This is a genomic window from Streptomyces sp. NPDC057445 (assembly GCF_042802855.1).
In the GTDB taxonomy this organism is placed as follows: domain Bacteria; phylum Actinomycetota; class Actinomycetes; order Streptomycetales; family Streptomycetaceae; genus Streptomyces.
Genome location: NZ_JBHVDH010000028.1, coordinates 1 through 24,000, shown reverse-complemented (window position 1 = coordinate 24,000; position 24,000 = coordinate 1). Strand labels below are relative to the sequence as shown.

General features: G+C 71.9%; 18 protein-coding genes and 1 riboswitch. Of the genes, 12 read left to right on the top strand and 6 right to left on the bottom strand.

The window, feature by feature from the left end:
• Nucleotides 1-41: 41 nt before the first annotated feature.
• The gene (locus tag ACFU5O_RS33875; RefSeq protein WP_384246264.1) at nucleotides 42-2,492 is read right to left on the bottom strand and encodes a DNA topoisomerase (ATP-hydrolyzing) subunit A; all 2,451 of its coding nucleotides are present in this window, start codon (nucleotides 2,490-2,492) and stop codon (nucleotides 42-44) included.
• Between the two features lie 203 nt (nucleotides 2,493-2,695).
• On the opposite strand from ACFU5O_RS33875, the gene ACFU5O_RS33870 reads away from it, so the two are divergent.
• From ACFU5O_RS33870 to ACFU5O_RS33855, 4 genes are all read left to right on the top strand, one after another.
• Entirely contained in the window at nucleotides 2,696-4,039 is a 1,344-nt protein-coding gene (locus tag ACFU5O_RS33870) for a M16 family metallopeptidase (protein ID WP_384246263.1), read from the top strand.
• Nucleotides 4,040-4,056: 17 nt separating this feature from the next.
• The gene (locus ACFU5O_RS33865) at nucleotides 4,057-5,439 is read left to right on the top strand and encodes a M16 family metallopeptidase (protein WP_384246321.1); all 1,383 of its coding nucleotides are present in this window, start codon (nucleotides 4,057-4,059) and stop codon (nucleotides 5,437-5,439) included.
• A 208-nt stretch (nucleotides 5,440-5,647) separates the two neighbouring features.
• A riboswitch (cyclic di-AMP (ydaO/yuaA leader) is annotated at nucleotides 5,648-5,812 on the top strand.
• Nucleotides 5,813-5,824: 12 nt separating this feature from the next.
• Complete coding sequence (locus tag ACFU5O_RS33860) at nucleotides 5,825-6,598, top strand: M23 family metallopeptidase (RefSeq protein WP_384246261.1); 774 nt, start codon at nucleotides 5,825-5,827, stop codon at nucleotides 6,596-6,598.
• A gap of 185 nt (nucleotides 6,599-6,783) precedes the next feature.
• Nucleotides 6,784-7,467 carry a GntR family transcriptional regulator gene (locus ACFU5O_RS33855; RefSeq protein WP_384246259.1) on the top strand — a complete coding sequence of 228 codons (684 nt, stop codon included), beginning with the start codon at nucleotides 6,784-6,786 and terminating at the stop codon, nucleotides 7,465-7,467.
• Nucleotides 7,468-7,646: 179 nt separating this feature from the next.
• Here ACFU5O_RS33855 and ACFU5O_RS33850 read toward each other — a convergent pair whose 3' ends face one another.
• Nucleotides 7,647-7,928: an HPr family phosphocarrier protein gene (locus ACFU5O_RS33850; RefSeq protein WP_384246258.1), complete on the bottom strand. Its 282-nt coding sequence runs from the start codon at nucleotides 7,926-7,928 to the stop codon at nucleotides 7,647-7,649.
• Nucleotides 7,929-8,125: 197 nt separating this feature from the next.
• Here ACFU5O_RS33850 and ACFU5O_RS33845 point away from each other — a divergent pair, with 197 nt between their 5' ends.
• The 4 genes from ACFU5O_RS33845 to ACFU5O_RS33830 all read left to right on the top strand — a co-directional run bounded on the left by ACFU5O_RS33845 (nucleotide 8,126) and on the right by ACFU5O_RS33830 (nucleotide 13,986).
• On the top strand, nucleotides 8,126-11,428 hold the full coding sequence (locus ACFU5O_RS33845; protein ID WP_384246257.1) for a GNAT family N-acetyltransferase: 3,303 nt from the start codon (nucleotides 8,126-8,128) through the stop codon (nucleotides 11,426-11,428).
• A 39-nt stretch (nucleotides 11,429-11,467) separates the two neighbouring features.
• A complete protein-coding gene (locus ACFU5O_RS33840) occupies nucleotides 11,468-12,061 on the top strand; it encodes a DUF5998 family protein (protein WP_384246255.1) in 594 nt (197 codons plus the stop codon).
• Nucleotides 12,061-13,257 (top strand): alkaline phosphatase family protein, encoded by a 1,197-nt coding sequence (locus ACFU5O_RS33835; RefSeq protein ID WP_384246254.1) that lies wholly within the window; start codon nucleotides 12,061-12,063, stop codon nucleotides 13,255-13,257. Before ACFU5O_RS33840 ends, ACFU5O_RS33835 begins: the two co-directional genes overlap by 1 nt.
• 78 nt (nucleotides 13,258-13,335) lie before the next feature.
• Complete coding sequence (locus tag ACFU5O_RS33830) at nucleotides 13,336-13,986, top strand: thymidine kinase (RefSeq protein WP_384246252.1); 651 nt, start codon at nucleotides 13,336-13,338, stop codon at nucleotides 13,984-13,986.
• A gap of 74 nt (nucleotides 13,987-14,060) precedes the next feature.
• Here ACFU5O_RS33830 and ACFU5O_RS33825 read toward each other — a convergent pair whose 3' ends face one another.
• On the bottom strand, nucleotides 14,061-14,837 hold the full coding sequence (locus ACFU5O_RS33825) for a VOC family protein (protein WP_384246251.1): 777 nt from the start codon (nucleotides 14,835-14,837) through the stop codon (nucleotides 14,061-14,063).
• A gap of 228 nt (nucleotides 14,838-15,065) precedes the next feature.
• Between ACFU5O_RS33825 and ACFU5O_RS33820 the strand changes: the two genes are divergently transcribed.
• Nucleotides 15,066-15,896 carry a sulfurtransferase gene (locus ACFU5O_RS33820; protein WP_384246250.1) on the top strand — a complete coding sequence of 277 codons (831 nt, stop codon included), beginning with the start codon at nucleotides 15,066-15,068 and terminating at the stop codon, nucleotides 15,894-15,896.
• A 655-nt stretch (nucleotides 15,897-16,551) separates the two neighbouring features.
• Here ACFU5O_RS33820 and sepH read toward each other — a convergent pair.
• Complete coding sequence (gene sepH / locus ACFU5O_RS33815; protein ID WP_384246248.1) at nucleotides 16,552-17,598, bottom strand: septation protein SepH; 1,047 nt, start codon at nucleotides 17,596-17,598, stop codon at nucleotides 16,552-16,554.
• A 467-nt stretch (nucleotides 17,599-18,065) separates the two neighbouring features.
• Here sepH and ACFU5O_RS33810 point away from each other — a divergent pair, with 467 nt between their 5' ends.
• Entirely contained in the window at nucleotides 18,066-18,929 is an 864-nt protein-coding gene (locus ACFU5O_RS33810) for a hypothetical protein (protein ID WP_384246247.1), read from the top strand.
• Here ACFU5O_RS33810 and ACFU5O_RS33805 read toward each other — a convergent pair.
• The gene (locus ACFU5O_RS33805; protein WP_384246245.1) at nucleotides 18,926-20,248 is read right to left on the bottom strand and encodes a D-arabinono-1,4-lactone oxidase; all 1,323 of its coding nucleotides are present in this window, start codon (nucleotides 20,246-20,248) and stop codon (nucleotides 18,926-18,928) included. The genes ACFU5O_RS33810 and ACFU5O_RS33805 overlap by 4 nt on opposite strands.
• Entirely contained in the window at nucleotides 20,205-21,449 is a 1,245-nt protein-coding gene (locus ACFU5O_RS33800) for an MFS transporter (protein WP_384246244.1), read from the bottom strand. The genes ACFU5O_RS33805 and ACFU5O_RS33800 overlap by 44 nt, the downstream gene beginning before the upstream one ends.
• A gap of 157 nt (nucleotides 21,450-21,606) precedes the next feature.
• On the opposite strand from ACFU5O_RS33800, the gene ACFU5O_RS33795 reads away from it, so the two are divergent.
• Nucleotides 21,607-22,749 carry a ferrochelatase gene (locus ACFU5O_RS33795; RefSeq protein WP_384246242.1) on the top strand — a complete coding sequence of 381 codons (1,143 nt, stop codon included), beginning with the start codon at nucleotides 21,607-21,609 and terminating at the stop codon, nucleotides 22,747-22,749.
• Between the two features lie 53 nt (nucleotides 22,750-22,802).
• The gene (locus ACFU5O_RS33790) at nucleotides 22,803-23,603 is read left to right on the top strand and encodes an inositol monophosphatase family protein (protein WP_384246241.1); all 801 of its coding nucleotides are present in this window, start codon (nucleotides 22,803-22,805) and stop codon (nucleotides 23,601-23,603) included.
• Nucleotides 23,604-24,000: the final 397 nt, after the last annotated feature.

Below are 24,000 nucleotides of genomic sequence, written 5' to 3'. Positions count from 1 at the left end.
GGGCCGCCCCCTCCGCGACCGGCGGAGGGGGCGGCGGCGCATCAGGAGGCAGGACCCGCCAGCGACGCGACCGGCTTCTCCAGCGGCGTCCCCGACCCGTCGCGCCGGGGGTCGGCCTCCGGCAGGTCGGACGGAGCGCCGCTCTTCTGCGCCGCACGCGCCGGGGCCGCGCCCGCCCAGGCCAGCAACAGAACGTCCTCGCCCCTGAGGAACCGCTGGCAGCGGACACCACCGGTCGCACGGCCCTTGCGCGGATACTGGTCGAACGGCGTCAGCTTGGCCGTCGTCACCGAGTCGTCCAGCGCACCCGTGGAACCCGCGGCCGTGAAGACCACCGCGTCGGCCGCCGGATCCACCGCGGTGAACGAGATCACCTTGGCGTCCTGGGCGAGCTTGATGCCCGCCATACCGCCCGCCGCACGCCCCTGCGGCCTGACCTGCGAGGCCTGGAAGCGCAGCAGTTGCGCGTCGGAAGTGATGAAGACCAGGTCCTCCTCGCCCGTACGCAGCTCGACGCCGCCCACGATCCGGTCACCCTCCTTGAGCGCGACGACCTCCAGCTCTTCCTTGTTGGCCGGATAGTCCGGAACGACGCGCTTGACCACACCCTGGAGCGTCCCCAGCGCGAGGCCCGGCGAGGACTCGTCGAGAGTGGTCAGACAGACCACGGTCTCGTCCGCCTCCAGGGAGAGGAACTCGGAGATCTGCGCCCCGCCCGAGAGATTCGGGGCGCCGGCGGTCTCCGGCAGCTGCGGGAGATCGATCACCGAGAGCCGCAACAGCCGCCCGGCAGAGGTCACCACGCCCACCTCGCCGCGCGCCGTCGCAGGCACCGCGGACACGATCACATCGTGCTTGGCGCGCTTGCCGCCGTCCTCCGGCAGCGGCTCCCCGGTGACCGTACGAGCCAGCAGCCCCGTCGAGGACAGCAGCACACGGCACGGGTCGTCCGCGACCTGCAGTGAGGCGGAAGGCACGGGCGAGCCCGCGGACTCCAGCAGCACCGTGCGCCGGTCGGTGCCGAACTTCTTGGCCACCGAGGCCAGTTCGGACGACACCAGCTTGCGCAGCTCGGCGTCCGAGTCCAGGATCCGCGTCAGCTCCTCGATCTCCGCGGTCAGCCTGTCGCGCTCGCTCTCCAGCTCGATCCGGTCGAACTTGGTGAGCCGGCGCAGGGGGGTGTCCAGGATGTACTGCGTCTGGACCTCGCTGAGCGAGAAGTGCGCGATCAGGCGCTCCTTCGCCTGCGCGGAGTTCTCGCTGGAGCGGATGAGGCGGATGACCTCGTCGATGTCGAGGAGCGCGACGAGCAGACCCTCGACCAGGTGCAGCCGGTCGCGCTTCTTGCCCCGCCGGAACTCGCTGCGGCGGCGGACCACGTCGAAGCGGTGGTCGAGATAGACCTCGAGGAGCTCCTTGAGGCCGAGCGTCAGCGGCTGGCCGTCGACCAGCGCCACGTTGTTGATACCGAAGGACTCCTCCATCGGCGTCAGTTTGTACAGCTGCTCGAGGACCGCTTCGGGGATGAAGCCGTTCTTGATCTCGATCACCAGGCGCAGCCCGTGCGCACGGTCGGTGAGGTCCTTGACGTCCGCGATGCCCTGGATCTTCTTCGCGCCGACCAGGTCCTTGATCTTCGCGATCACCTTCTCCGGGCCGACCGAGAAGGGCAGTTCGGTGACGACGAGGCCCTTGCGGCGCGCCGTGACCGTCTCGACCGTCACCGTCGCCCGGATCTTGAAGGTGCCACGGCCCGTCTCGTACGCGTCCTTGATCCCGGACAGTCCGACGATCCGGCCGCCGGTCGGCAGGTCGGGGCCCGGGACGTAACGCATCAGCGTCTCGAGGTCGGCACCCGGATGCCGGATCAGGTGCCGGGCGGCGGCGACGACCTCGCCCAGGTTGTGCGGCGGCATGTTCGTCGCCATACCGACAGCGATGCCCGACGCGCCGTTGACCAGCAGATTCGGGAAGGCGGCCGGAAGCGCCACCGGCTCCCGCTCCTGCCCGTCGTAGTTCGGCGAGAAGTCGACCGTGTCCTCGTCGATCGACTCGGTCATCAGGCTCGTCGCGTCGGCCATCCGGCATTCCGTGTACCGCATGGCGGCCGGAGGGTCGTCGTTGCCCAGCGAGCCGAAGTTGCCGTGGCCGTCGACCAGCGGCAGACGCATCGAGAAGGGCTGTGCCATACGCACCAGGGCGTCGTAGATCGACGCGTCACCGTGCGGGTGGAGCTTGCCCATGACCTCGCCGACGACGCGGGCGCACTTCACATAGCCGCGGTCGGGGCGCAGGCCCATCTCGTTCATCTGGTAAACGATCCGGCGGTGTACGGGCTTCATCCCGTCCCGGGCGTCCGGCAGGGCCCGGGAGTAGATCACCGAGTACGCATACTCGAGGAAGGAGCCCTGCATTTCGTCGACGACGTCGATGTCGAGGATCCTCTCCTCGAAGTCGTCGGGCGGCGGCGTCTTCGTGCTGCGGCGGGCCATCGCTGCTGCGGCTCCTTCACCAACATGAACCTTGAACGGGATCTGACGCCGACCATTGTGGACCGTCCCGCTGACAACGCCGACCGCGACCCGGAACAGCGGGCCCGCACCCCGCGCGGAAGCGCCGGGAACTTCGCCAGGCGTCGGCACGCTTGCATACAGTGGCAGGACACTCAAAACGCGATCGAAGGGACTACATGCCCATGGGTCACACGGCCACAGCGCAGGCCGGCTCCGGCGGCCTGACAGCAACCGAGCATCGCCTGGCCAACGGTCTGCGGGTGGTGCTCTCCGAGGACCACCTGACCCCGGTCGCCGCGGTCTGCCTCTGGTACGACGTCGGCTCACGCCACGAGGTCGAGGGGCGCACCGGCCTGGCTCACCTCTTCGAGCACCTGATGTTCCAGGGCTCCGCGCAGGTGCCGGGCAACGGTCACTTCGAGCTGGTGCAGGGGGCCGGCGGCTCGCTCAACGGCACGACCAGTTTCGAGCGCACCAACTACTTCGAGACCATGCCCACCCACCAGCTGGAGCTCGCGCTCTGGCTGGAGGCCGACCGCATGGGCTCGCTGCTCACCGCGCTCGACGACGAGTCGATGGAGAACCAGCGGGACGTCGTCAAGAACGAGCGCCGTCAGCGCTACGACAACGTTCCGTACGGCACGGCCTTCGAGAAGCTGACCGCCCTCGCCTACCCCGAGGGCCATCCGTACCACCACACCCCGATCGGGTCCATGGCCGACCTGGACGCGGCGACCCTCGAGGACGCCCGGAACTTCTTCCGCACCTACTACGCGCCGAACAACGCGGTGCTGTCGGTCGTCGGGGACATCGATCCGGAGCAGACCCTGGCCTGGATCGAGAAGTACTTCGGCTCCATCCCGACCCACGACGGCAAGCAGCCGCCGCGCGACGGTTCCCTGCCGGACATCATCGGCGAGCAGCTGCGCGAGGAGATCGTCGAGGAGGTGCCCGCCCGCGCCCTGATGGCCGCCTACCGGCTGCCGCACGATGGCACGCGCGAGTGCGACGCCGCCGACCTGGCGCTCACCGTCCTGGGCGGCGGAGAGTCGTCCCGGCTGCACAACCGACTGGTGCGCCACGACCGTACGGCCGTCGCCGCCGGCTTCGGCCTGCTGCGGCTCGCCGGGGCCCCCTCGCTCGGCTGGCTGGACGTGAAGACGTCCGGCGGGGTCGAGGTCCCCGACATCGAGGCTGCCGTCGACGACGAGCTGGAGCGGTTCGCCGCCGAGGGCCCCACGCCCGAGGAGATGGAGCGTGCCCAGGCCCAGCTGGAGCGCGAGTGGCTGGACCGGCTCGGCACGGTCGCGGGCCGAGCCGACGAACTGTGCCGGTACGCGGTGCTGTTCGGCGACCCGCAGCTGGCGTTCAGCGCCGTGTCGCGGGTCCTCGACGTCACCGCAGAAGAGGTGCAGGCCGTCGCCCAGGCCCGGCTGCGCCCGGACAACCGTGCGGTGCTGGTGTACGAGCCCGCCGGGGCCACAGAGGACGACGACGCAGAGGACACAGAGGGAGCCGCACAGTGACCGACGCTGCCGTGACCATGGACTTCCACCCGCAGCCGGGCCCCGGCGAGGCCAGGCCCTGGGCCTTCCCGGCCCCCGGCCGGGGCACCCTTGACAACGGACTGACCGTCCTGCGCTGCCACCGCCCCGGCCAGCAGGTCGTGGCCGTCGAGATCTTCCTCGACGCCCCGCTGGACGCCGAGCCCGAGGGGCTGGACGGCGTCGCCACGATCATGGCGCGGGCGCTCTCCGAGGGCACCGACAAGCACACGGCGGAGGAGTTCGCCGCCGAGCTGGAGAGGTGCGGCGCCACCCTCGACTCGCATGCCGACCACCCCGGCGTCCGTGTCTCCCTCGAAGTACCGGTCTCCCGTCTCCCCAAGGCACTCGGCCTGCTCGCAGAGGCCCTGCGGGCGCCGCTGTTCGCCGACAGCGAGGTCGAGCGGCTCGTACGGAACCGGCTGGACGAGATCCCGCACGAGACGGCGAACCCGGCCCGTCGCGCCGCCAAGGAGCTCTCCCGGCAGCTCTTCCCCGTCTCCTCCCGGATGTCCCGGCCCCGCCAGGGCAGCGAGGAGACGGTGGAGCGCATCGACTCCGCGGCCGTAAGAGCCTTCTACGAGGCGCATGTCCGTCCCGCCTCCGCGACCGCCGTGATCGTCGGCGACCTCACGGACGTCGATCTCGACGCCGTGCTCGCCGACACCCTCGGCGACTGGACCGGCGGCGCGGCCGAGCCCCGTCCCATGCCGCCGATCACCGCCGACGACACGGGCCGTGTCGTCATCGTCGACCGACCCGGCGCGGTGCAGACGCAGCTGCTCATCGGCCGCATCGGCCCGGACCGCCACGACAGCGTCTGGGCGGCCCAGGTTCTCGGCACGTACTGCCTCGGCGGCACCCTCACCTCCCGGCTGGACCGCGTCCTGCGGGAGGAGAAGGGCTACACCTACGGGGTCAGGGCCTTCGCCCAGGTGCTGCGGTCGGTCGCCCCGGCCGTCCCCGGAGGGGCCACGGGCGCGTCCACGATCGCCATCAGCGGCTCCGTCGACACCCCGCACACGGGCCCGGCCCTGGACGACCTCTGGAAGGTGCTGCGCACGCTCGCCGCGGAGGGTCTGACGGACGCCGAGCGCGATGTCGCCGTGCAGAACCTCGTGGGCGTGGCCCCGCTGAAGTACGAGACCGCGGCGTCGGTCGCGGGCACGCTGGCCGACCAGGTCGAGCAGGGTCTCCCGGACGACTTCCAGGCCCGGCTGTACGCGCGGCTGGCCGGGACCGGCACCGTCGAGGCGACGGCGGCGGTCGTCAACGCCTTCCCGGTGGACCGCCTCGTCACGGTCCTGGTGGGGGACGCCTCGCAGATCGAGGAGCCGGTCAAGGCTCTCGGCATCGGTGAAGTGACGGTTGTCACCGGCTGATTGACCGGCCATGGCCTGAAGTGACCCGGGAGGGCCCTGTTGACCGAGTGTCAACGGGGCCCTCCCGTATGTCCGCTTTGTTGGAGAGGCTGCCTGTCTGACCTGTGGCGTGCGCTACAAATACGCGTGTCTGTTTGGTGATTGAAAGATGGCCCGCTTAGCGTCATCTGCGCTGTCCGCCAGTTGCACCAGCCGCACCCGCGGCATCGGACAGCCATCGCCGAGTCCCCGTCGGGCGCGAGCCTGGGGAGCCGGGGACCCATGTGTCCCCTGGGGTGAATCGGACGCCTTCGTCCCGTTGCGGAGGGGCCCGTAGGAGACCTTCCTGCTCCGAACCCGTCAGCTAACCCGGTAGGCGAGAAGGAAGGAAAGGATCAGCCACTACATGGCGTTCACCCGTGCCACCGGGAAGCATCGTGGTCCGAGCCGGCTTTCGCGCAAGCGTGCCGGCATCGCGGGAGCCGCGGCCCTCGCCACCACCGGCGTCATCGGAACCCTTGCCTCCCCGGCGCTCGCCGCCGACACGGACACCGCGTCCTCCCTCGAGGACACCGGCCTGGGTCAGATCATCGCCGCCGACACCCTCGCCGAGCAGATCGACGCCCAGGCCGACGCCCAGCAGCGGGAGGCCGAGCTGATCGCCGCCCAGGCGAAGGCCGAGGCCGAGGCGAAGCGTAAGGCGGAAGCCCGGGCCAAGGCCGCCCACGAGGCCAAGGAGCGCGCCGCCCGTGCGGCCGAGCGCAAGCGGCTGCTCTCCTACACCCTTCCGGTCACCGGCTCGTACGTCAGCACCAGCTACCACGCCGGCGGCGCGCTCTGGTCCTCCGGCAGCCACACCGGCGTCGACTTCCACGCCGCGTCCGGCACCCCGGTCGTCGCCGTGGGCATGGGCACGGTCGTTGAGGCCGGCTGGGGCGGCGCCTACGGCAACAACATCGTGATCAAGATGAACGACGGCACGTACACCCAGTACGGCCATCTGTCGTCCATCGGTGTCTCGGTGGGCCAGCGGGTCACCCCGGGCCAGCAGATCGCCCTGTCCGGCTCGACCGGCAACTCGAGCGGCCCGCACCTCCACTTCGAGGCCCGTACGAGCCCCGACTACGGCTCCGACATCGACCCGGTCGCGTATCTGCGCGGCCACGGCGTCAAGGTCTGACGCCCCGCGTGCGGCGCGAAGGCCCCGGCCCGGTCCTCAGGACCGGCCGGGGCCTTCGGAATGTTCAGGCCAAAAGATATGCAGGTATTGCCGTACCCCATCGGAAATTGCGGCCCATTGCAATAGAGTCACCGAACAGACGTCGCTCGACTGGGTTTCGCGCGGATTAAAGGCGGAGGTTCGGTATGCGCATTCCTGCGCGCTCGGTATGCACGGCTATCCGCGACGACATCGTCTCCGGTGTCTTCGAGCGCGGCAGCCGGCTGGCCGAGGAGCAGTTGGCGCGCCGCTACGGTGTCTCACGCGTCCCTGTGCGCGAGGCGCTGCGCACCCTGGAGTCGGAGGGTTTCGTCGTCACCCGCCGGCACGCCGGCGCGTGCGTCGCCGAGCCCACCGAGCAGGAGGCGGCAGACCTCCTGGAGATCAGGATGCTGCTGGAGCCGCTGGGTGCGGCGCGGGCCGCGCAACGGCGCACGGAGGCCCATCTCAAAGTGCTGCGCGGCCTGGTCAGGCTGGGTCAGGAGCGGGCCCGCAGGGGCCAGGGCGAGGATCTGCGCTCGCTGGGAAGCTGGTTCCACGAGACCCTGGCCCAGGCCTCCGGCAGCCCCGGCCTCATCGCGCTGCTCACCCAGCTCCGGCACAAGATCGCCTGGATGTACGCGGTCGAGCAGCCCGCCCGGCCCGTGGAGGCCTGGGGCGAGCACGGTGCGATCGTGGACGCGGTGGCACGCGGCGACGCGGAACGGGCACGGGCGCTCACCGCGTTGCACGCGGAGCGGACGACGGGGGCGCACCGGCTGCGGACCGCGCTGCCGGAGGCCGTGAGGACTTCGCAACATACCGTAAACACGGCGAGCGTCCGCCATTAACAAAAGCGCCGTATACAAATAGCGACCGCTCGAAACAGCGGAGCCGTGGAACCAGTAATTACCGGTTCCACGGCTCCGTCGTGTGAATTGTCTTTCGACCGGGTTTCCGGGTTGCTTTCCGCCGGTTTCCCGATCCCCTTGTTTATGGGCGGGTTTCCGGTCCGGACGGGCTGTCCCGCTCAGACGGTCTCGGGAAGCTCCTCGAGGCCTTCGGCGACAAGCTTGGCCAGACGGTCGAGGGCGGCGTCGGCGCCGTCGGCGTCCGAAGCGAGCACGATCTCCTCGCCGCCCTCCGCGCCCAGACCGAGCACTGCGAGCATCGATGCGGCGTTGACGGGGTTGCCGTCGGCCTTGGCGATCGTCACGGGGATGCCGGAGGCCGTGGCGGCACGGACGAAGATGGAGGCGGGGCGGGCGTGGAGGCCCTCGGCCCAGCCGACATTGACGCGGCGCTCAGCCATGGTGATGCCCTTCGAGTCCTCAGTAGTTGTCTAGACCAGTCTCTCATGTGCGTGAGAGTGGTCGCGACCGGCCTTCCGTCCGTGTCCCGGCCGTCGGTCGCTCCCGGCGGCGGGCCCGTCCGGCTGCCCGGGGGTGCCCCCAGACTGCACCCGCGCTTCCGCCTTCGCGACCCGTGCCCGGGCCGTAGTCTTGGCCCATGCAGACCCCGTCGGACCACGCGTACCCCGACCACTGGGAAGCCGACGTGGTGCTGCGCGACGGTGGGACCGCGCGCATCAGGCCCATCACCACCGATGACGCGGACCGGCTCGTCAGCTTCTACGAGCAGGTCTCGGACGAGTCCAAGTACTACCGCTTCTTCGCCCCGTACCCCCGGCTCTCCGCGAAGGACGTGCACCGGTTCACCCACCACGACTACGTGGACCGGGTGGGCCTTGCGGCCACGGTGGGGGGCGAGTTCATCGCGACCGTGCGCTACGACCGGATCGATGCCACCGGAATGCCCGCTTCCGCACCCGCCGACGAGGCGGAGGTCGCGTTCCTGGTGCAGGACGCACACCAGGGGCGGGGTGTCGCCTCGGCGCTGCTCGAACACGTCACGGCCGTCGCGCGCGAGCGCGGCATCAGGCGGTTCGCGGCCGAGGTGCTGCCCGCGAACAGCAAGATGATCAAGGTCTTCACCGATGCCGGCTACACGCAGAAGCGCAGCTTCGAGGACGGGGCCGTCCGTCTGACGCTGGATCTCGAACCGACCGCCAAGTCGCTCGCGGTACAGCGCGCCCGGGAACAGCGCGCCGAGGCGAGGTCCGTGCAGCGACTGCTGGCGCCGGGGTCGGTAGCCGTGATCGGGGCGGGCCGGACGCCGGGAGGGGTGGGCCGCGCCGCCCTGGGCAACCTGCTGGCATCCGGCTACACCGGGCGGATCTACGCCGTGAACCGCGCCCTTGCCCCGGACGTGCGCTCCCTGGACGGCGTACCCGCCTTCCGCTCGGTCGCCGAGATCGGCGAGCCCGTCGACCTCGCGGTCGTGGCCGTTCCGGCCGAGCGCGTCCCGGAGGTCGTCGCCGACTGCGGCGAGCACGGGGTGCAAGGACTGGTCGTGCTGGCCGCGGGGTACGCCGAGAGCGGCGCCGGCGGACGGGAGCGGCAGCGCGAACTGGTGCGGCAGGCCCGCTCGTACGGGATGAGGATCATCGGGCCCAACGCCTTCGGGATCATCAACACCGCGGACACCGTCAGGCTGAACGCGTCGCTCGCCCCGGAGTCCCCCGCGCCCGGACGGACCGGCCTGTTCACCCAGTCCGGGGCGATCGGCATCGCCCTGCTCAGCGGGCTCCACCGGCGTGGCGCAGGGCTGTCCTCGTTCATCTCGTCCGGCAACCGGGCGGACGTGTCAGGGAACGACTTCCTTCAGTACTGGTACGAGGACCCGGACACCGACGTCGTTCTCCTGTATCTCGAATCGATCGGCAACCCGCGGAAGTTCACCCGCCTGGCACGGCGCACCGCGGCGGCCAAGCCGGTCGTGGTGGTACGGGGCGCCCGCCACAGCGGGAGCGCGCCGCCGGGACACGCGGTGCCCACGACACGGGTTCCGTACGCCACGGTCTCGGAGCTGCTCGCGCAGGCGGGGGTGATCCGCGTCGACACGGTCACGGAGCTCGTCGACGCGGGACTGCTGCTCGCCGGGCAGCCGCTGCCTGCGGGGCCGCGGGTGGCGATCCTCGGGAACTCCGAGTCGCTCGGGCTGCTCACGTACGACGCCTGTCTGACCGAGGGGCTGCGGCCGCTGCCCCCTCGCGACCTGACGACGGGCGCGACTCCTCAGGACTTCCGCGATGCGCTGGCGGAGGCGCTGAGGAACGACATGTGCGACGCGGTCGTTGTCAATGCGATTCCCTGGGTGGGGGAGGGCGGTGTGACGGAGTCGGGCGACGGCGAGGTCCTTGCGGCTGCCCTGCGCGCCGCGGCGACGACGGCTCCGGCCAAGCCCGTCCTCGTCGTGCACGTCGAACTCGGCGGCCTGGCCGACGCGCTGGCGGCCGCGACGAGCTCGGCGCCACCGCGGCGCGGTGCGGCGGTGGACAACGACCGGGCTCCGGCCCACGCGGAGGAGCGCGGAGAGACCCACCAGGTCCCGGGAGGGGGCCCGCGGCCCGCGACCGGCCCGGCCTCACCGTCGGCCACGGCGGGCTCGCCGCCTCGCCACGGAGGCGAGCCTGCTGTTCGCCCCGCAGCGTCGTCCTGGTCGTCGCCGACGGACGCGGGTGGCCCCGCGTCCGACTCCGCAGGCCGGGCAGGGGCGTCGGCCGAGGGCCTCCCCGGTCCTCCCCCTGCGGGCGGTCCGGCTTCGGCGCCGGACCCCACGGCACAGGATCCGGGTGGGCCCGGCCAGGACCGGGCATCCGGCCCCGCGGTCGCGGCATCCGCACCGGACCCCGCCGCGCACGGCCCCCGCGGGGCCGCCGGCCGTGCCGCTCCGGCCACGGACCCGGGCGTGGGTGCGGCGGACGGTCCGGGGGGAACCGACGGCCCGGCGGGCAACCCCCGCGCCCGGCTGTCCCCGGGGTCCGACGCCGATGCCGCCGGGCAGGAGCGGAGCGGGAGCCGGTCCGCCTCCCCGGAGCCCCGGATTCCCGCATACCCGGCAGCGGAGCGGGCCGTACGCGCCCTCGCCCAGGCCGTCCGGTACGCGCAGTGGCGACGGGATGCCGCCGAGCCCGGGAAGGTGCCGGAGTACGAGGACATCGACGAGGCCGGCGCGGCCGCGCTCGTCGGGCGGGTGCTGGACGAGACCCCGGCGGGGGACGGCGGGGTCACGCTCAGGGACGAGGACGCGCGGGTACTGCTCGGGCGGTACGGGATCGACGTACGGGCCACCCTGCCTGCCCCCGGCCCCGACGCCGCGGCCGATGCCGCCGCGCGTCTCGGCTACCCGGTGGCCCTGAAGACCACCGCACCCCACCTGCGTCACCGGCCGGACCTCGGCGGCGTTCGCCTCGACCTCGCCGACGAGCAGCAAGTGCGCCAGGCCTACGCCGAGTTGACCGAGGCCCTCGGCAAGCCCGAGGAGCTCAAACCCGTCGTGCAGGCCATGGTCCCCCGCGGCGTGGACACCGTCGTGCGCGCCGCCATCGACCCCGCCGTCGGCGCCGTGCTGTCGTTCGGGCTCGCGGGCCCCGCCACGGAGCTGCTCGGCGACACGGCCCACCGCCTCGTCCCCGCCACCGACCGCGACGCCGCCGAGCTCATCAGGTCCGTCCGGACCGCGCCGCTCCTCTTCGGCTGGCGCGGGTCCGCGCCCGTCGACACCACGGCGCTCGAAGAGCTGTTGCTGCGCGTCTCCCGGCTGGTCGACGACCACCCCGAGGTGGTCGGCGTCAGCCTCGAGCCCGTCGTCGTCGCCCACCACGGCCTCTCCGTGCTCGGCGCGGGCGTGCGGCTCGCCCCGCCCCCGCCCCGTACCGACCTGGGACCGCGCACGCTCCCCAGTTACTGAGCGCACTCCCCGGTCCCGCGGCCCCGTAGGATGGAGCCCATGGCGAAGACCGGTACGACGACCCAGGGGCTGCGCGCGGCGATCGAGCGCAGTGGCTACTACCCGGCTCTCGTGGCCGAAGCGGTGGAGGCCGCTGTCGGTGGTGAGCAGATCGCGTCGTACCTGGTGCACCAGGAGACGACGTTCGACGCGAACGAGGTCCGCCGCCATGTCACCGTCCTGGTCCTCACCGGCACGCGCTTCATCGTCAGCCACACGGACGAGCAGGCCGCCGACAACAGCTCCCCGACGCCGTACGCCACGACCTCCACCGAGTCGGTCAAGCTCGACCGCATCTCCTCGGTCGTCGTCAGCCGCGTCGTCGCCAACCCCGAGTCGTACAAGCCGGGCACCCTCCCGCGCGAGGTCGTCCTCACCATCGGCTGGGGCGCCGTCTCACGGATCGACCTGGAGCCCGCGGCCTGCGGCGACCCCAACTGCGACGCCGACCACGGCTACACGGGGAGCTCCACCGCCGACGACCTCAGCCTGCGCGTCAGCGAGGCGGGTGACGGCCCGGAGACGGTCCGGCAGACGCTCGCCTTCGCTCAGTCGCTGTCCGAGGCCACGGCCGCCACGACGGTCACCCGCTGATGTCCCGGCCCGCCTCCCTCTGGCCCGACGAACCCCTCCCGCTCGCACTCGACACCGCGGCCGTACCGGCGTACGGATCCGCATCCCTGGCCGATCTGCTGCCGACGATCGCCTCGGGCCAGGGTGTGCCCGGACTGCGGCCCGTCATCGCGGAGCTGAAGCCCGCCGACCGGAACTGTGTCTTCCTCATCGACGGGCTCGGCTGGCAGCAGCTCAGGGCCCACCCCGACGAGGCCCCGTTTCTGACCTCGCTCCTCGCCACGTCCTGCGGCGGCACGGGCGAACCGATCACCGTCGGCTTCCCCGCCACCACGGCCACCTCGCTCGCCTCCTTCGGTACCGGTCTGGCGCCGGGCAGGCACGGCCTTCCCGGCTACACCGCCCGCAACCCCGGGACCGGCGAGCTGATGAACCAGCTGCGCTGGAAGCCCTGGACGTCGCCGCGTGTCTGGCAGCCCTATCCGACGGTCTTCCAGCTGGCCGACGAGGCAGGGGTGCACACCGCCCAGGTCTCGTCCCCGACGTTCCGTGAAACCCCGCTCACCAAGATCGCGCTGAGTGGTGGCACGTTTCACGGCCGGCTGACCGGCGAGGAGCGGATGGACTTCGCCGCGGAGCAGCTCGCCTCGGCCGACCGGTCCCTCGTCTACACGTACTACAGCGAGCTCGACGGCAAGGGTCACCGCTTCGGCGTCGACTCCGATGCCTGGCGCGGCCAGTTGATGTACGTCGACCGCCTCGTCCAGCGTCTCGCCGAGCAGCTCCCGCCGCGTACGGCGCTCTACGTCACGGCCGACCACGGCATGATCGACATCCCCTTCGACGAGGAGTCGCGCATCGACTTCGACGAGGACTGGGAGCTGCGTGCCGGTGTCGCCCTGCTGGGCGGCGAGGGCCGGGCCCGCCATGTGTACGCGGTGCCGGGCGCCGAGGCCGACGTACTCGCCGTCTGGCGGGAGGTACTGGGCGACCGCTTCTGGGTGGCGAGCCGTGACGAGGCGATCGAGGCGGGCTGGTTCGGCCCGAAGGTCGACGAGCGCGTCCACCTGCGCATCGGCGATGTGGTCGCCGCGGCCCATGCCGATGTCGTGATCACCGCATCCGTGAACGAGCCGAACGAGTCCGCGATGGTCGGCATGCATGGTTCCATGACCCCCGCCGAACAGCTCGTCCCGCTCGTCGAAGTACGTTCGTAGCCCGACGTACCCTCGCCGCCCCAGTCCCCCACGGTCCACCCGGTACCCGACCGAAACCTGAAAGGTCGTCACTTCCTCATGCCCGAGCTGGTGTTCTTCTCCGGAACGATGGACTGCGGAAAGAGCACCCTCGCTCTTCAGATCGAGCACAACAGGTCCACCCGCGGGCTCCAGGGCATGATCTTCACCCGTGACGACAGGGCGGGGGAGGGCAAGCTCTCCTCGCGCCTCGGCCTGGTGACGGACGCGGTCGAGGCCGCCGAAGGCTTCGACTTCTACGCGTACCTGGTCGACCAGCTCTCCAAGGGGGGCCGTTGCGACTACGTCATCGCCGACGAGGCCCAGTTCCTCGCACCCGAGCAGATCGACCAGCTCGCCCGTGTCGTTGACGACCTGGAGCTCGACGTGTTCGCCTTCGGGATCACCACCGACTTCCGCTCCAAGCTCTTTCCCGGTTCGCAGCGGCTGGTGGAACTGGCCGACCGGGTGGAGGTGCTGCAGGTCGAGGCGCTGTGCTGGTGCGGCGCCCGCGCCACCCACAACGCCCGCACGGTTCATGGGGAGATGGTCGTCGAGGGCGCCCAGGTGGTGGTCGGTGACGTGAACCAGTCGGCGGACGAGATCGGTTACGAAGTGCTGTGCCGGCGTCACCACCGGCGCCGGATGACGGCCGCCTCTGCCCGCGCCGCCGCGCTCTCGCCGGACGTCCTCCCGGTCCCGTCCGCCTGACCGGGCGGAAGGGTCGGGGGCCGCGCGGGGCAGGAGGGTGGCCGGAGCCCTCTGCGTAGTGCCGGCCGCGGGTCTCAGCGCTGGGCCGACCGCACGATCGTGAAGACCGCACCCTCCGGGTCCGCGACCGTCGCGAGCCGCCCGTACGTGCCTTCCTGGGGTGCGTGCAGCACATGCCCGCCGAGGTCCACCACCTCGGCCGCAGTCGCATCGGTGTCCTCGACCTCGAAGTACGTCATCCAGTGCGAGCCCCTGTCGCGGGGCAGGGCATGGCCGACGCCGTGCAGGGAAGCCACCGCGCGGCCCTCCAGATGCAGGGTCGTGTAGTCGAAATCGGCGGACACCACGGGCTCGGAGCCGTAGCCGAAGACCGACTGGTAGAACTTGCTGACCGACGACGTCTCCCGCGTCACCAGCTCGTACCAGACCGGTGTGCCGTGGGTGCCGAACAGGGCGGTGCCGGAGTGGGCCGCGGCCTGCCAGATGCCGAACACCGCGCCCTCGGGATCCGCGGCGATCGCCAGCCTGCCGGCGTCCGCCGCGTCCAGCGGCCCGACGCCGACCGTGCCGCCGCAGCTTCTGATCTGCTCGGCGGTGTCGTCGGCGTCGTCCGTCGCGATGTACGGCGTCCAGGCGATCGGCAGATGACGGTCGGGCGGGAGCTGTCCGATGCCCGCCACCTCCTTACCGTCGATCAATGCGCGGACGTACGGGCCGAGCTGCTGCGGACCGGGGACGAAGTCCCAGCCGAACAGCGCGCCGTAGAACTCCTGTGTCGCGGAAAGTCCGTGCACCATCAGGCTCACCCAGCAGGGCGTGCCCGGTCTGCGCCGAGTCGCCTCGGTCGTCATCGTCGCTCTCTCCTCGGACCGTCGTGACCGTACGGTGGGGAACCCGCAACGGGCTGTGGTGGGCAGCGGTCGCGCGCCGCCCCGTGCAGATGCTTGCACCACCCGGCGCGCGGCGTGTCCCGACCGCGCCGCGTTCCCGGGGATCTCCCTGGAGGATGCCCGTTTTGGCATTGCCCATCCCCTCCGATGCCGTCAAGGCACGCCGTGCCCTGCGCGAGGATGGCTTCTATGACCCCCATCATCACCGCAACAGAACTCATGAGCGAGTCGGCCGGTGCGCGGCCGCCCGTCCTCCTCGACGTCCGCTGGCAGCTGGGCGGGCCGCCGGGACGCCCCGCGTACGGGTCCGGGCATCTGCCCGGAGCCGTGTACGTCGACCTCGACACCGAGCTGGCGGGCCCCCCCGGCGCCGGGGGCCGGCATCCGCTGCCCGACGTGACGGCCTTCGGCGCGGTGATGCGCCGCGCGGGAGTCTCTGGCTCCACTCCCGTCGTGGTGTACGACGGCGGCCAGGGCTGGGCGGCGGCACGGGCGTGGTGGCTTCTCCGGTGGACGGGGCACCGGAACGTGCGGGTGCTGGACGGGGGCCTCGCGGGCTGGGAGGGTCCGCTGACGACGGAGGTTCCCGCGCCGGAGCCGGGCGACTTCACGCCGGTGCCGGGCGCCCTGCCGCTGCTCGACGCGGACGGCGCGGCCGCTCTGGCCCGCGCGGGGCTGCTGCTGGACGCCCGTGCCGCGGAGCGCTACCGCGGCGACGTCGAACCGATCGACCCGGTGGCCGGCCATGTCCCGGGCGCGGTCTCGGCCCCGACGACGGAGAACGTCGACGCGGACACCAGCACGTTCCGCTCCGCGGAGGAACTGTCCGAACGCTTCAAGAAGCTTGGCGCCCTGGACGCCGCTGAGGTCGGCGTCTACTGCGGCTCGGGCGTCTCCGCCGCCCACGAGGTCCTGGCCCTGGAGATCGCGGGCATTCCCGCGGCGCTGTACGCGGGCTCCTGGTCGGAGTGGTCCGCCGACGGGACCCGGCCGGTGGCCACGGGACCGGACCCGCGGTAGCCCGCGCCGGGCGCCGCCGCGCGCCGAGGCCTCCTCGCAGGTCCGGCGGGGCAGGCCCGGCGGGCGATTCCCATGGCCGGGTCCTGTCCCCACGGCCTGACGCCGGGCCGCTCTGCGGTCGGCGGCCCTGTTCGGAGGGTGGGTGTGCCAGCTGTGCTGCCCCGGGGACGCCGTGCTGAGGGTGTCCGCCGCGGAGCACGGGCCAGTGGCCTGGGCCGACCGCGGGTCCGGACGGCCGGGGCGATCGGTGGCCCTGTGCCGCTGTTCGGCGGGCGGTGTACGGCTGTGTGGCCCCTGGGACACCGACCCGGTGGTGTCTGCCCGGGCTAAGAGGCCCGGGTGGCCGCCGGTCGGGTTTCTGTTCGGCGGGCGGTGTACGGGTGTGCTGCTCCCGGACTCCAGGCGGTGACCCCGTCGTGGCGGCGTCTGCTTCGGTGCGAGCGCCGGGAGCCGGAAACGCCAGGCGTCCGGATTCGGTCGCGCTGGTGCGTCAGCGGCGCAGGGCAGAGCTCCGGACATCGTCCGTGGCGCCGCAACACGAATCGCCTCCGGGGAGGCCGCACCCTGGGCCCGGTGCGGTCCCGGGTGCACGGCGAAGGGCTCGTACGGAATCCGTACGAGCCCTTCCGCGGCGCTGGGCAGAGCCGCTGCGCCGCTACTCCTGCTTCTTCCTCCGGGTCCCGAACACGATCTCGTCCCAACTGGGGACGGCCGCGCGGCGGCCCGGGCGGACGCCGTCGGCCTCCGCCTGGCGGTCGGTCGTGCCGGTGAGACGGTCGCGGTGTCCAGTCACCGAGCGGGGCATGAGAACGTCCGCGTAGGCCGAGCCCGCGCCCGCCGACGCGGCAGGGGCCGGCGGCTCTTCGGCCTCGGGCTCCTGCGCCGGGTCCGTCGCGGGCGGATCGATCGGTGCGGGGCGCTCGGGGACGACCATGTCGCCGCGAAAACTCGGAACCGCTTCCAGAAGGCTGGTCAGCGAATCGCGCTCGTCCTCCTCGGCCTCGGCCGAGGGCGGGACGGGGGCGGGTCGCTCGAGTGCGCGGTCGAGCGACCGGTCGAGCGGCCTGTCCCGCGGCAGCCGGGCGATACGGGGCACGAACGGGAAGCTCGGCTCCTGCGCGATCATGGCGTCGTCGGTCTCACCGATCAGCGCACGCGCCTCGTCGTCGACGGCCTGCACGAGCCGCCGCGGCGGGTCGTACGTCCAGCTCGCCGAATGGGGCTCGCCCGCTACCCGGTAGACGAGCAGCACCTCCCAGGTGCCGTCGTCGCGGCGCCAGGAGTCCCACTGCACGGAGTCCTTCTCGGCACCGCGCAGCAGGAGCCGCTCCTGCACCGCCTCGCCGAGCTGCGGGCCGGTGTTCTCGCCGGGACGGCGTACGGGAGTCTTTCGCGCACGCTCCGCCATGAACGCGCGCTCCGCGAGCACGGGTCCTTCGAAGCGCCGTACCCGGTCGACCGGGATTCCGGCGAGCTGAGCGACCTCCTCGGCGGAGGCACCGGCCCGTATGCGCGCCTGGATGTCGCGAGGGCGGAGATGACTCTCCACCTCGATCTCGATCTGGCCGAGGCGCGCGCGGTCGTTGCGCACGGCAGCGCGCAGCCGCTCGTCAATCGGAAGCGTGTACTCCGTGCTGTCCGCAGCCTTCAGCACCAGTCGTGTGCCGTCGTTGGAGACGGCCACGACACGCAGTTCGGGCATGGGGACCTCCCGGGTGGTGCCTGCCGACGTCACGTGCGTCGCTGCTTCCGCTAGTCGAGTGTGGCCTGCCCGGGTGCAGCCTGCCACAACCTTGCCGAGTTGCCCGGCGTGTCGGGCATGGGCCCTGGATCGCCGTTATGGCACGGTTACCTGTCTGCAACGCAGCGTGACGGATCTCGTCACTCTGTGCAGCAGGCGCCCGTGCGGTGCCGCGGCGCCGCCGGTTCGAGTGCCGCTGTCGGCCCCCTCCCGTAAGCCCGGACGCCCATGAGGGAGACCTGACCCAGGGCTCGCCACAGTACTCCATTCGGGCCATGCGGGTGGACCGGCGCGCCGCCGAACTTGTCGCCGGGGGTGGGAGTTGAGTCGCCGTACCCGGAAACCGAGGGTGTCAAGCTTCACAGAATCCCCAGAACCGGAACCATTCGCTTCGCCTATATGTCCCTTCTTGGTGCATGGTGGGACAGATGGGTGAGCAGAGGCCGGAGATGTATCAGAAGCGGCACGGCAAGGGGCGGGCGGCAGCGCAGCAGGAGGCACAACAGCAGGAACGGCGGCCGGATCTGAGCGTCCCCCAGGTCGCGGGGAGCGCGCTCGCGGCCGTCGCGGCGGCGGTCCTCGCGTCCCGGCTCGGGGTCTACGGCACCGTTGTCGGCGCGGGTGTGGTGAGCATCGTCGCCACCTGTGGAGGCCCGGTCTTCCAGCACCTGTTCCGGCGAACGGGCGAACAGATCCGCGATGCCACGGTTCATGCCCGGCCCAGGACCCGGCAGTCCGCGCATCGTCCACCGAACGAGGTGTGCCCCGAAGGGGAGTTCGGCACGTCCACGACTCATGGCACCCGTATCCGCGGCTGGAAGCGCTCCGTTGCGGCCGCCGCTGCCGTCTTCGCCGTGGCGATGCTCGGCGTCACGACGTACGAGATCGCTTCGGGCAAGGATCTGGGTGGTGGCACGGGCACGACGGTCGGCTCGGTCGTACGAGGTGGCGGTGGTGGCAGCGGCGAGGACTCCGCGCCGGGCGGCACCTCCCCCGACGGCACCCCCGACGGCACCTCGGACGCTCCGCGGCAGAAGGGGAATCCGGACGAGGGCGGCCGGGGCGGTGACGGGAACGCCGGTCCGGGCAACGGCTCCCGTGACGGGCAGAGTCCCGACCCGAGCCCTCGGGGCGGGGGCCCGGACGGGGACGGGAGCCGGGGCGACGGCGCGAGCGGGTCCGTACCCGCCCCTGACGCCTCCACCCCGGCCGGCGAGTCCCCACAGCCCCCTGCGCCCAGCGGCCCGCCGCCGCCGTCCTCCTCTGCGGAAACGGACGCGGGCGCTTCCTAGTCGCCCAGTACCCGCCGCAGATAGTCGTTGCCGAACACCCGCTCGGGATCCAGCCGGTCCCGGAGCGCGGTGAATTCGCCGAACCGCGGGTAGACGTCGTCGAAGTACTCCGCGTCGCGGGTGTGGATCTTGCCCCAGTGGGGGCGGCCGCCGTGTGCGGTCATGATCCGCTCGACCGCGGTGAAGTACGTGCGGTACGGCGTGCCCTTGTACATGTGCACGGCGATGTAGGCGCTCTCGCGGCCGGAGGCGGTCGAGAGCGTGATGTCGTCCGCCGGGGCGGTCCGCACCTCCACCGGGAAGCTGATCCGCAGCGGCGAACGCTCGATCATGGCCTTCAGCTCGCGCAGTGCCTCGACCGCCGCCTCCCTCGGCAGCGCGTATTCCATCTCGACGAAGCGCACGCGGCGGGGACTTGTGAAGACCTTGTAGGGAATGTCCGTGTACGTGCGGGCGGACAGGGCGCGACTGGAGACCTTCGCGATCGCGGGGATCGTCGCGGGCACCGCCCGGCCGAGCGAATTGACCACCTGGAACAGGCCGTTGGACAGCAGCTCGTCCTCGATCCAGCTGCTGACCGCTCCGGGCGGGGCGGCGGGACCGGCGCTGCGGTTGTTGCGCTTGGTGTTGCAGCTGCCGGTGTGAGGGAACCAGTAGAACTCGAAGTGCTCGTTCTCCGCGTGCAGCTCGTCGAACTCGGCCGTGACGCGGTCGAACGTCATGGGCTCCTCACGGGCCGTGAGCAGGAACAGCGGCTCCACCGCGAACGTGATCGCGCTGACCACGCCCAGTGCGCCGAGGCCGATCCGGGCCGCGGCGAAGACCTCCGGATTCTCCTTCTCGGAACAGCGCAGCAGCGAACCGTCCGCCGTGACCAGCTCAAGGCCCCTGATCTGGGCGGCGATCGAAGCCGAGTCACGGCCGGTGCCGTGCGTGCCGGTACTCGTCGCGCCCGCGACGGTCTGCTCCATGATGTCGCCCATGTTCGCGAGCGAGAGATCCTCGCGGGCGAGCGCCTCGTTGAGGCGCTTCAGCGGTGTCCCCGCGTCGACGGTCACCGTCATCGCCGTACGGTCGATCTCGCGTATGCCGGTGAGCAGATCGGGCCGGATCAGTACGCCGTCGGTCGCGGCGATCGCGGTGAACGAGTGGCCGGTGCCGACCGTCTTCACCCGCAGGCCGTCCTCGGCGGCCCGGCGTACGGCAGCGGCCAGCTCGTCGGCCGTGGCCGGCGACACCTCCCGCACCGGGCGGTAGGCCACCGTGCCCGCCCAGTTATGCCACGCGTTCCCCGTCCTGGTCCTGGATGTGCTCGTCATCCTGCCCCTCCCGCGTCGGCGCCGGCGTGCGCAGCCGGCGGTACCCCAGGAACGCCACCACGGCCGCGACCGCTCCCGCCACCGCGGGCACCGCGTACGCCGCACCGGCCCCGTACGTGTCGACCACCCATCCAGAGGCCGCCAAGCCGAGTGCCACACCGACCGCGAGCCCGGTACCCGTCCAGGTCATGCCTTCGGTCAGCTTGGTGCGCGGTACGTGCGCTTCGACGAGGGCCATCGTGGTCACCATCGTCGGGGCGATGGCCAGGCCGGCGACGAAGAGCGCCACGGCCAGGATCGTCAGATTCCCGGCCAGTTGGAGGGGGATCATACTCACGGCCATCGCGCATACACCCAGCACCCATCTGCGGGACGGCTCGCCCTTCAGATGAAGCAGCCCGAACACCGCCCCGGCGAGACAGGACCCGAGCGCGTACACCGCGAGGACCAGGCTCGCCGCCGCCTTGTTGCCCTGCTCCTCGGCGAAGGCCACCGTCACCACGTCGACCGATCCGAAGATCGCGCCCGTCGCGACGAACGTGGCGACCAGGACCTGCAGACCGGGGGAGCGCAGCGCGGAACCGCCGGAGTGGTCTCCACGGGGATGCGGTACGGGCTCGGTGCCGCGCTGGGCCACCAGCCACAGGACACCGACGACGAGGAACGCGGTGGCCAGCAGCGGCCCGGCCTCGGGGAACCAGATCGTCGACAGACCGATGGAGACGATCGGGCCGACGATGAAGCACACCTCATCCATGATCGACTCGAAGGCGTACGCCGTGTGCAGCTGACGCGGCGAGTCGCCGTGGATGAACGCCCAGCGGGCGCGGGTCATCGCGCCGACGGCGGGGATGCAGCCGGCGCCGGCGGTGAAGGCGAAGAGCGTCCAGTTCGGGGCGCCCTGCCGGGCACAGAGGAGCAGGCCCGCCACGGCCGCCGCCGAGACCAGCAGGGCGGGGCGCATCACCCTCCGCTGCCCGTGCCGGTCGACCAGCCGGGAGACCTGGGGGCCCAGTACGGCGGCCGAGAGGGCGAGCGTCGCGGAGAGCCAGCCGGCGAGGCTGTACCGCCCCGTCAGCTGGGAGACCATCGTCACGATGCCCACGCCCATCATCGCCAGCGGCATCCGGCCGAGGAAGCCGGCGGCGGAGAACGCGACGGTGCCGGGGGCGGCGAATATCGTGCGGTAGGGACTGGGCAAGGGGCGCTCCGTCGGACGTGGACGTGCGGGCGCGCGAGCGAGCGACCCGTAAGGCGTGTGGAAGGCTGGTACAGCTTACGGGTTAGGTAACCCTTACTCCAGTCCGCGGTAAGGGGCCTGCCCGCCCGAGGGCAAGGGAGGGTGGGAGGATCGCACCATGGCCGAACAGCTGCATCCCGCTCCACGCGACCCCGCTCCCTACGACGCCTTGCTGCTGCTCTCCTTCGGCGGCCCCGAGGGCCCGGACGACGTGGTTCCGTTCCTGGAGAACGTGACCCGTGGCCGCGGCATCCCCAGGGAGCGGCTGAAGGAGGTGGGTCGGCACTACTTCCTGTTCGGCGGCGTCAGCCCGATCAACGAACAGAACCGGGCGCTGCTCGACGCGCTCCGCAAGGACTTCGCGAGTGCGGGTCTGGACCTGCCGGTCTACTGGGGCAACCGGAACTGGGCGCCGTATCTGACCGACACGCTGCGGGAGATGGTGCTCGACGGGCGCAGGCGGGTCGCGGTGCTCGCTACCAGTGCCTACGCCTCGTACTCGGGCTGCCGGCAGTACCGGGAGAATCTGGCGGACGCCCTCGCCGCGCTCGAGGCGGAAGGTCTGCCGCTGCCTCGGGTCGACAAGCTGAGGCACTACTTCAACCACCCGGGGTTCATCTCTCCCATGGTGGACGGCGTGCTCGCCGCGCTCGCGGACCTTCCCGAGGACGTGCGGGCCGGAGCGCATCTCGCCTTCACGACCCACTCCATCCCCGACGCCTCGGCCGACGCGTCGGGACCGGCCTGGGAACACGGCGAGGGTGGGGCGTATGTGAAGCAGCACCTCGACGTGGCCCGCGTCATCGTCGACGCGGTGCGCGAGGAGACGGGGACCGAGTACCCCTGGCAGCTGGTCTACCAGTCGCGCAGCGGCGCGCCGCACACCCCCTGGCTGGAGCCGGACATCTGCGACCACCTCGAGGACCTGGACGGGAGCGGGGCATCCGCGGTCGTGATGGTGCCCATCGGGTTCGTCTCGGACCACATGGAGGTCCTGTACGACCTCGACACGGAGGCCACGGCCAAGGCGGCCGAGCTGGGCCTGCCGGTGCGGCGCGCGGCGACGGTGGGTGCCGATCCGCGGTTCGCGGCGGCGATCCGGGACCTGGTGCTCGAGCGGGCGGCGACCGAGCGGGGCAATGTGGTGGAGAGGTGTGTGCTGGGGGCGCTCGGGGCGTCGCACGACCTGTGCCCGATCGGGTGCTGCCCGGCGAGGTCGGAGCGGCCGGCCGCGGCCGGTGCCGACAGTCCGTACGCATGACGTCGACAGCCCGTACGCGAAAGCACGTATGAGTACGTATGAGGGAGATCTTCGTGACCGACCCCGTGCTGGGTGAACTGCTGTCCCTGGCCCTCGAGGCCGGGCGCAGGGCCGGAGCACTGCTGCGTGACGGCAGGCCGGAGGATCTGGCCGTCGCCGCGACCAAGTCCAGCCCGATCGACGTCGTCACCGAGATGGACATCGCCGCGGAGAAGCTGATCACCGGCTTTCTGTCCGGGGCCCGGCCGGACGACGGATTCCTCGGCGAGGAGGGCGCATCGGCGCAGGGGACGAGCGGTGTCCGCTGGGTGATCGATCCGCTCGACGGCACGGTGAACTATCTCTACGGCCTGCCCACATGGGCGGTGTCGATCGCCGCCGAGCGCGACGGCGAGACCGTCGTCGGGGTGGTCGAGGTGCCGATGCGGGGCGAGACGTACCACGCGGTGCTCGGCGGCGGCGCCTTCTGCGGCGACCGGCGGCTGAGCTGCCGGCCCGCACCGCCGCTGGACCAGGCTCTCGTCTCGACCGGGTTCAACTACGTCCAGTCGGTGCGCAGTCACCAGGCGGAAGTCGCACGGCAGCTGATCCCCCGCCTGCGCGACATCCGGCGCGGTGGCTCGGCCGCCGTCGACCTCTGTGACGTCGCGACGGGCCGTCTCGACGGTTACTACGAGCGCGGCCTCAACGCCTGGGACCTCGCCGCGGGCGATCTCATCGCCCGCGAGGCGGGCGCGCTGACCGGCGCCCGCCCGGGGGAGCCTCCGTCCGGCGACCTGGCCCTGGCGGCCTCACCGGGCGTCTTCGAGCCGCTGCAGCGGCTGCTCGACGAGCTGGGCGCCTGGCACGACTGACCTCCGCCCGGGCGCGTCCGCGAAGCAGCGCTGTCCGCCCCGGGCAGGGCCTGCGACGTCCGGTGGCGGGGGGCATCGCCGGTGCCCGAAGGGCGGGCGGGGACACGCGGTGGGGACACCGCCCGGCCGGAGTCCGGGGAGGTCGTGCCCGTCCGAACCACGCGGACGAGCCCGACAGAGCGGCGTCGAGGCACGCTCCCCGGCTTCGCCGGGCCCCACCCGTGCGCGAAGGCCTACGGGGAGGCGTGCCCGGTGGTAACTCCAGGCGAAGCCCGGGGGATTCGCGGGCCGGTCGGGAGTCCGCGGACAGCTCCCAAAGGTCCCGGAACACGCCCCCCTGTGCATGGAGGCCCCGTACATGCGGAAGGGCCCGGCGCCGTCCCGCCGCGCCGGGCCC

What these genes read in the sequence shown, in the direction of transcription:
- ACFU5O_RS33875 (WP_384246264.1), bottom strand. Translation starts at nt 2,492, where the DNA reads ATGGCCCGCCGCAGCACGAAGACGCCGCCGCCCGACGACTTCGAGGAG.
- ACFU5O_RS33870 (WP_384246263.1), top strand. Translation starts at nt 2,696, where the DNA reads ATGGGTCACACGGCCACAGCGCAGGCCGGCTCCGGCGGCCTGACAGCA.
- ACFU5O_RS33865 (WP_384246321.1), top strand. Translation starts at nt 4,057, where the DNA reads ATGGACTTCCACCCGCAGCCGGGCCCCGGCGAGGCCAGGCCCTGGGCC.
- ACFU5O_RS33860 (WP_384246261.1), top strand. Translation starts at nt 5,825, where the DNA reads ATGGCGTTCACCCGTGCCACCGGGAAGCATCGTGGTCCGAGCCGGCTT.
- ACFU5O_RS33855 (WP_384246259.1), top strand. Translation starts at nt 6,784, where the DNA reads ATGCGCATTCCTGCGCGCTCGGTATGCACGGCTATCCGCGACGACATC.
- ACFU5O_RS33850 (WP_384246258.1), bottom strand. Translation starts at nt 7,928, where the DNA reads ATGGCTGAGCGCCGCGTCAATGTCGGCTGGGCCGAGGGCCTCCACGCC.
- ACFU5O_RS33845 (WP_384246257.1), top strand. Translation starts at nt 8,126, where the DNA reads ATGCAGACCCCGTCGGACCACGCGTACCCCGACCACTGGGAAGCCGAC.
- ACFU5O_RS33840 (WP_384246255.1), top strand. Translation starts at nt 11,468, where the DNA reads ATGGCGAAGACCGGTACGACGACCCAGGGGCTGCGCGCGGCGATCGAG.
- ACFU5O_RS33835 (WP_384246254.1), top strand. Translation starts at nt 12,061, where the DNA reads ATGTCCCGGCCCGCCTCCCTCTGGCCCGACGAACCCCTCCCGCTCGCA.
- ACFU5O_RS33830 (WP_384246252.1), top strand. Translation starts at nt 13,336, where the DNA reads ATGCCCGAGCTGGTGTTCTTCTCCGGAACGATGGACTGCGGAAAGAGC.
- ACFU5O_RS33825 (WP_384246251.1), bottom strand. Translation starts at nt 14,837, where the DNA reads ATGACGACCGAGGCGACTCGGCGCAGACCGGGCACGCCCTGCTGGGTG.
- ACFU5O_RS33820 (WP_384246250.1), top strand. Translation starts at nt 15,066, where the DNA reads ATGACCCCCATCATCACCGCAACAGAACTCATGAGCGAGTCGGCCGGT.
- sepH (WP_384246248.1), bottom strand. Translation starts at nt 17,598, where the DNA reads ATGCCCGAACTGCGTGTCGTGGCCGTCTCCAACGACGGCACACGACTG.
- ACFU5O_RS33810 (WP_384246247.1), top strand. Translation starts at nt 18,066, where the DNA reads ATGGGTGAGCAGAGGCCGGAGATGTATCAGAAGCGGCACGGCAAGGGG.
- ACFU5O_RS33805 (WP_384246245.1), bottom strand. Translation starts at nt 20,248, where the DNA reads ATGACGAGCACATCCAGGACCAGGACGGGGAACGCGTGGCATAACTGG.
- ACFU5O_RS33795 (WP_384246242.1), top strand. Translation starts at nt 21,607, where the DNA reads ATGGCCGAACAGCTGCATCCCGCTCCACGCGACCCCGCTCCCTACGAC.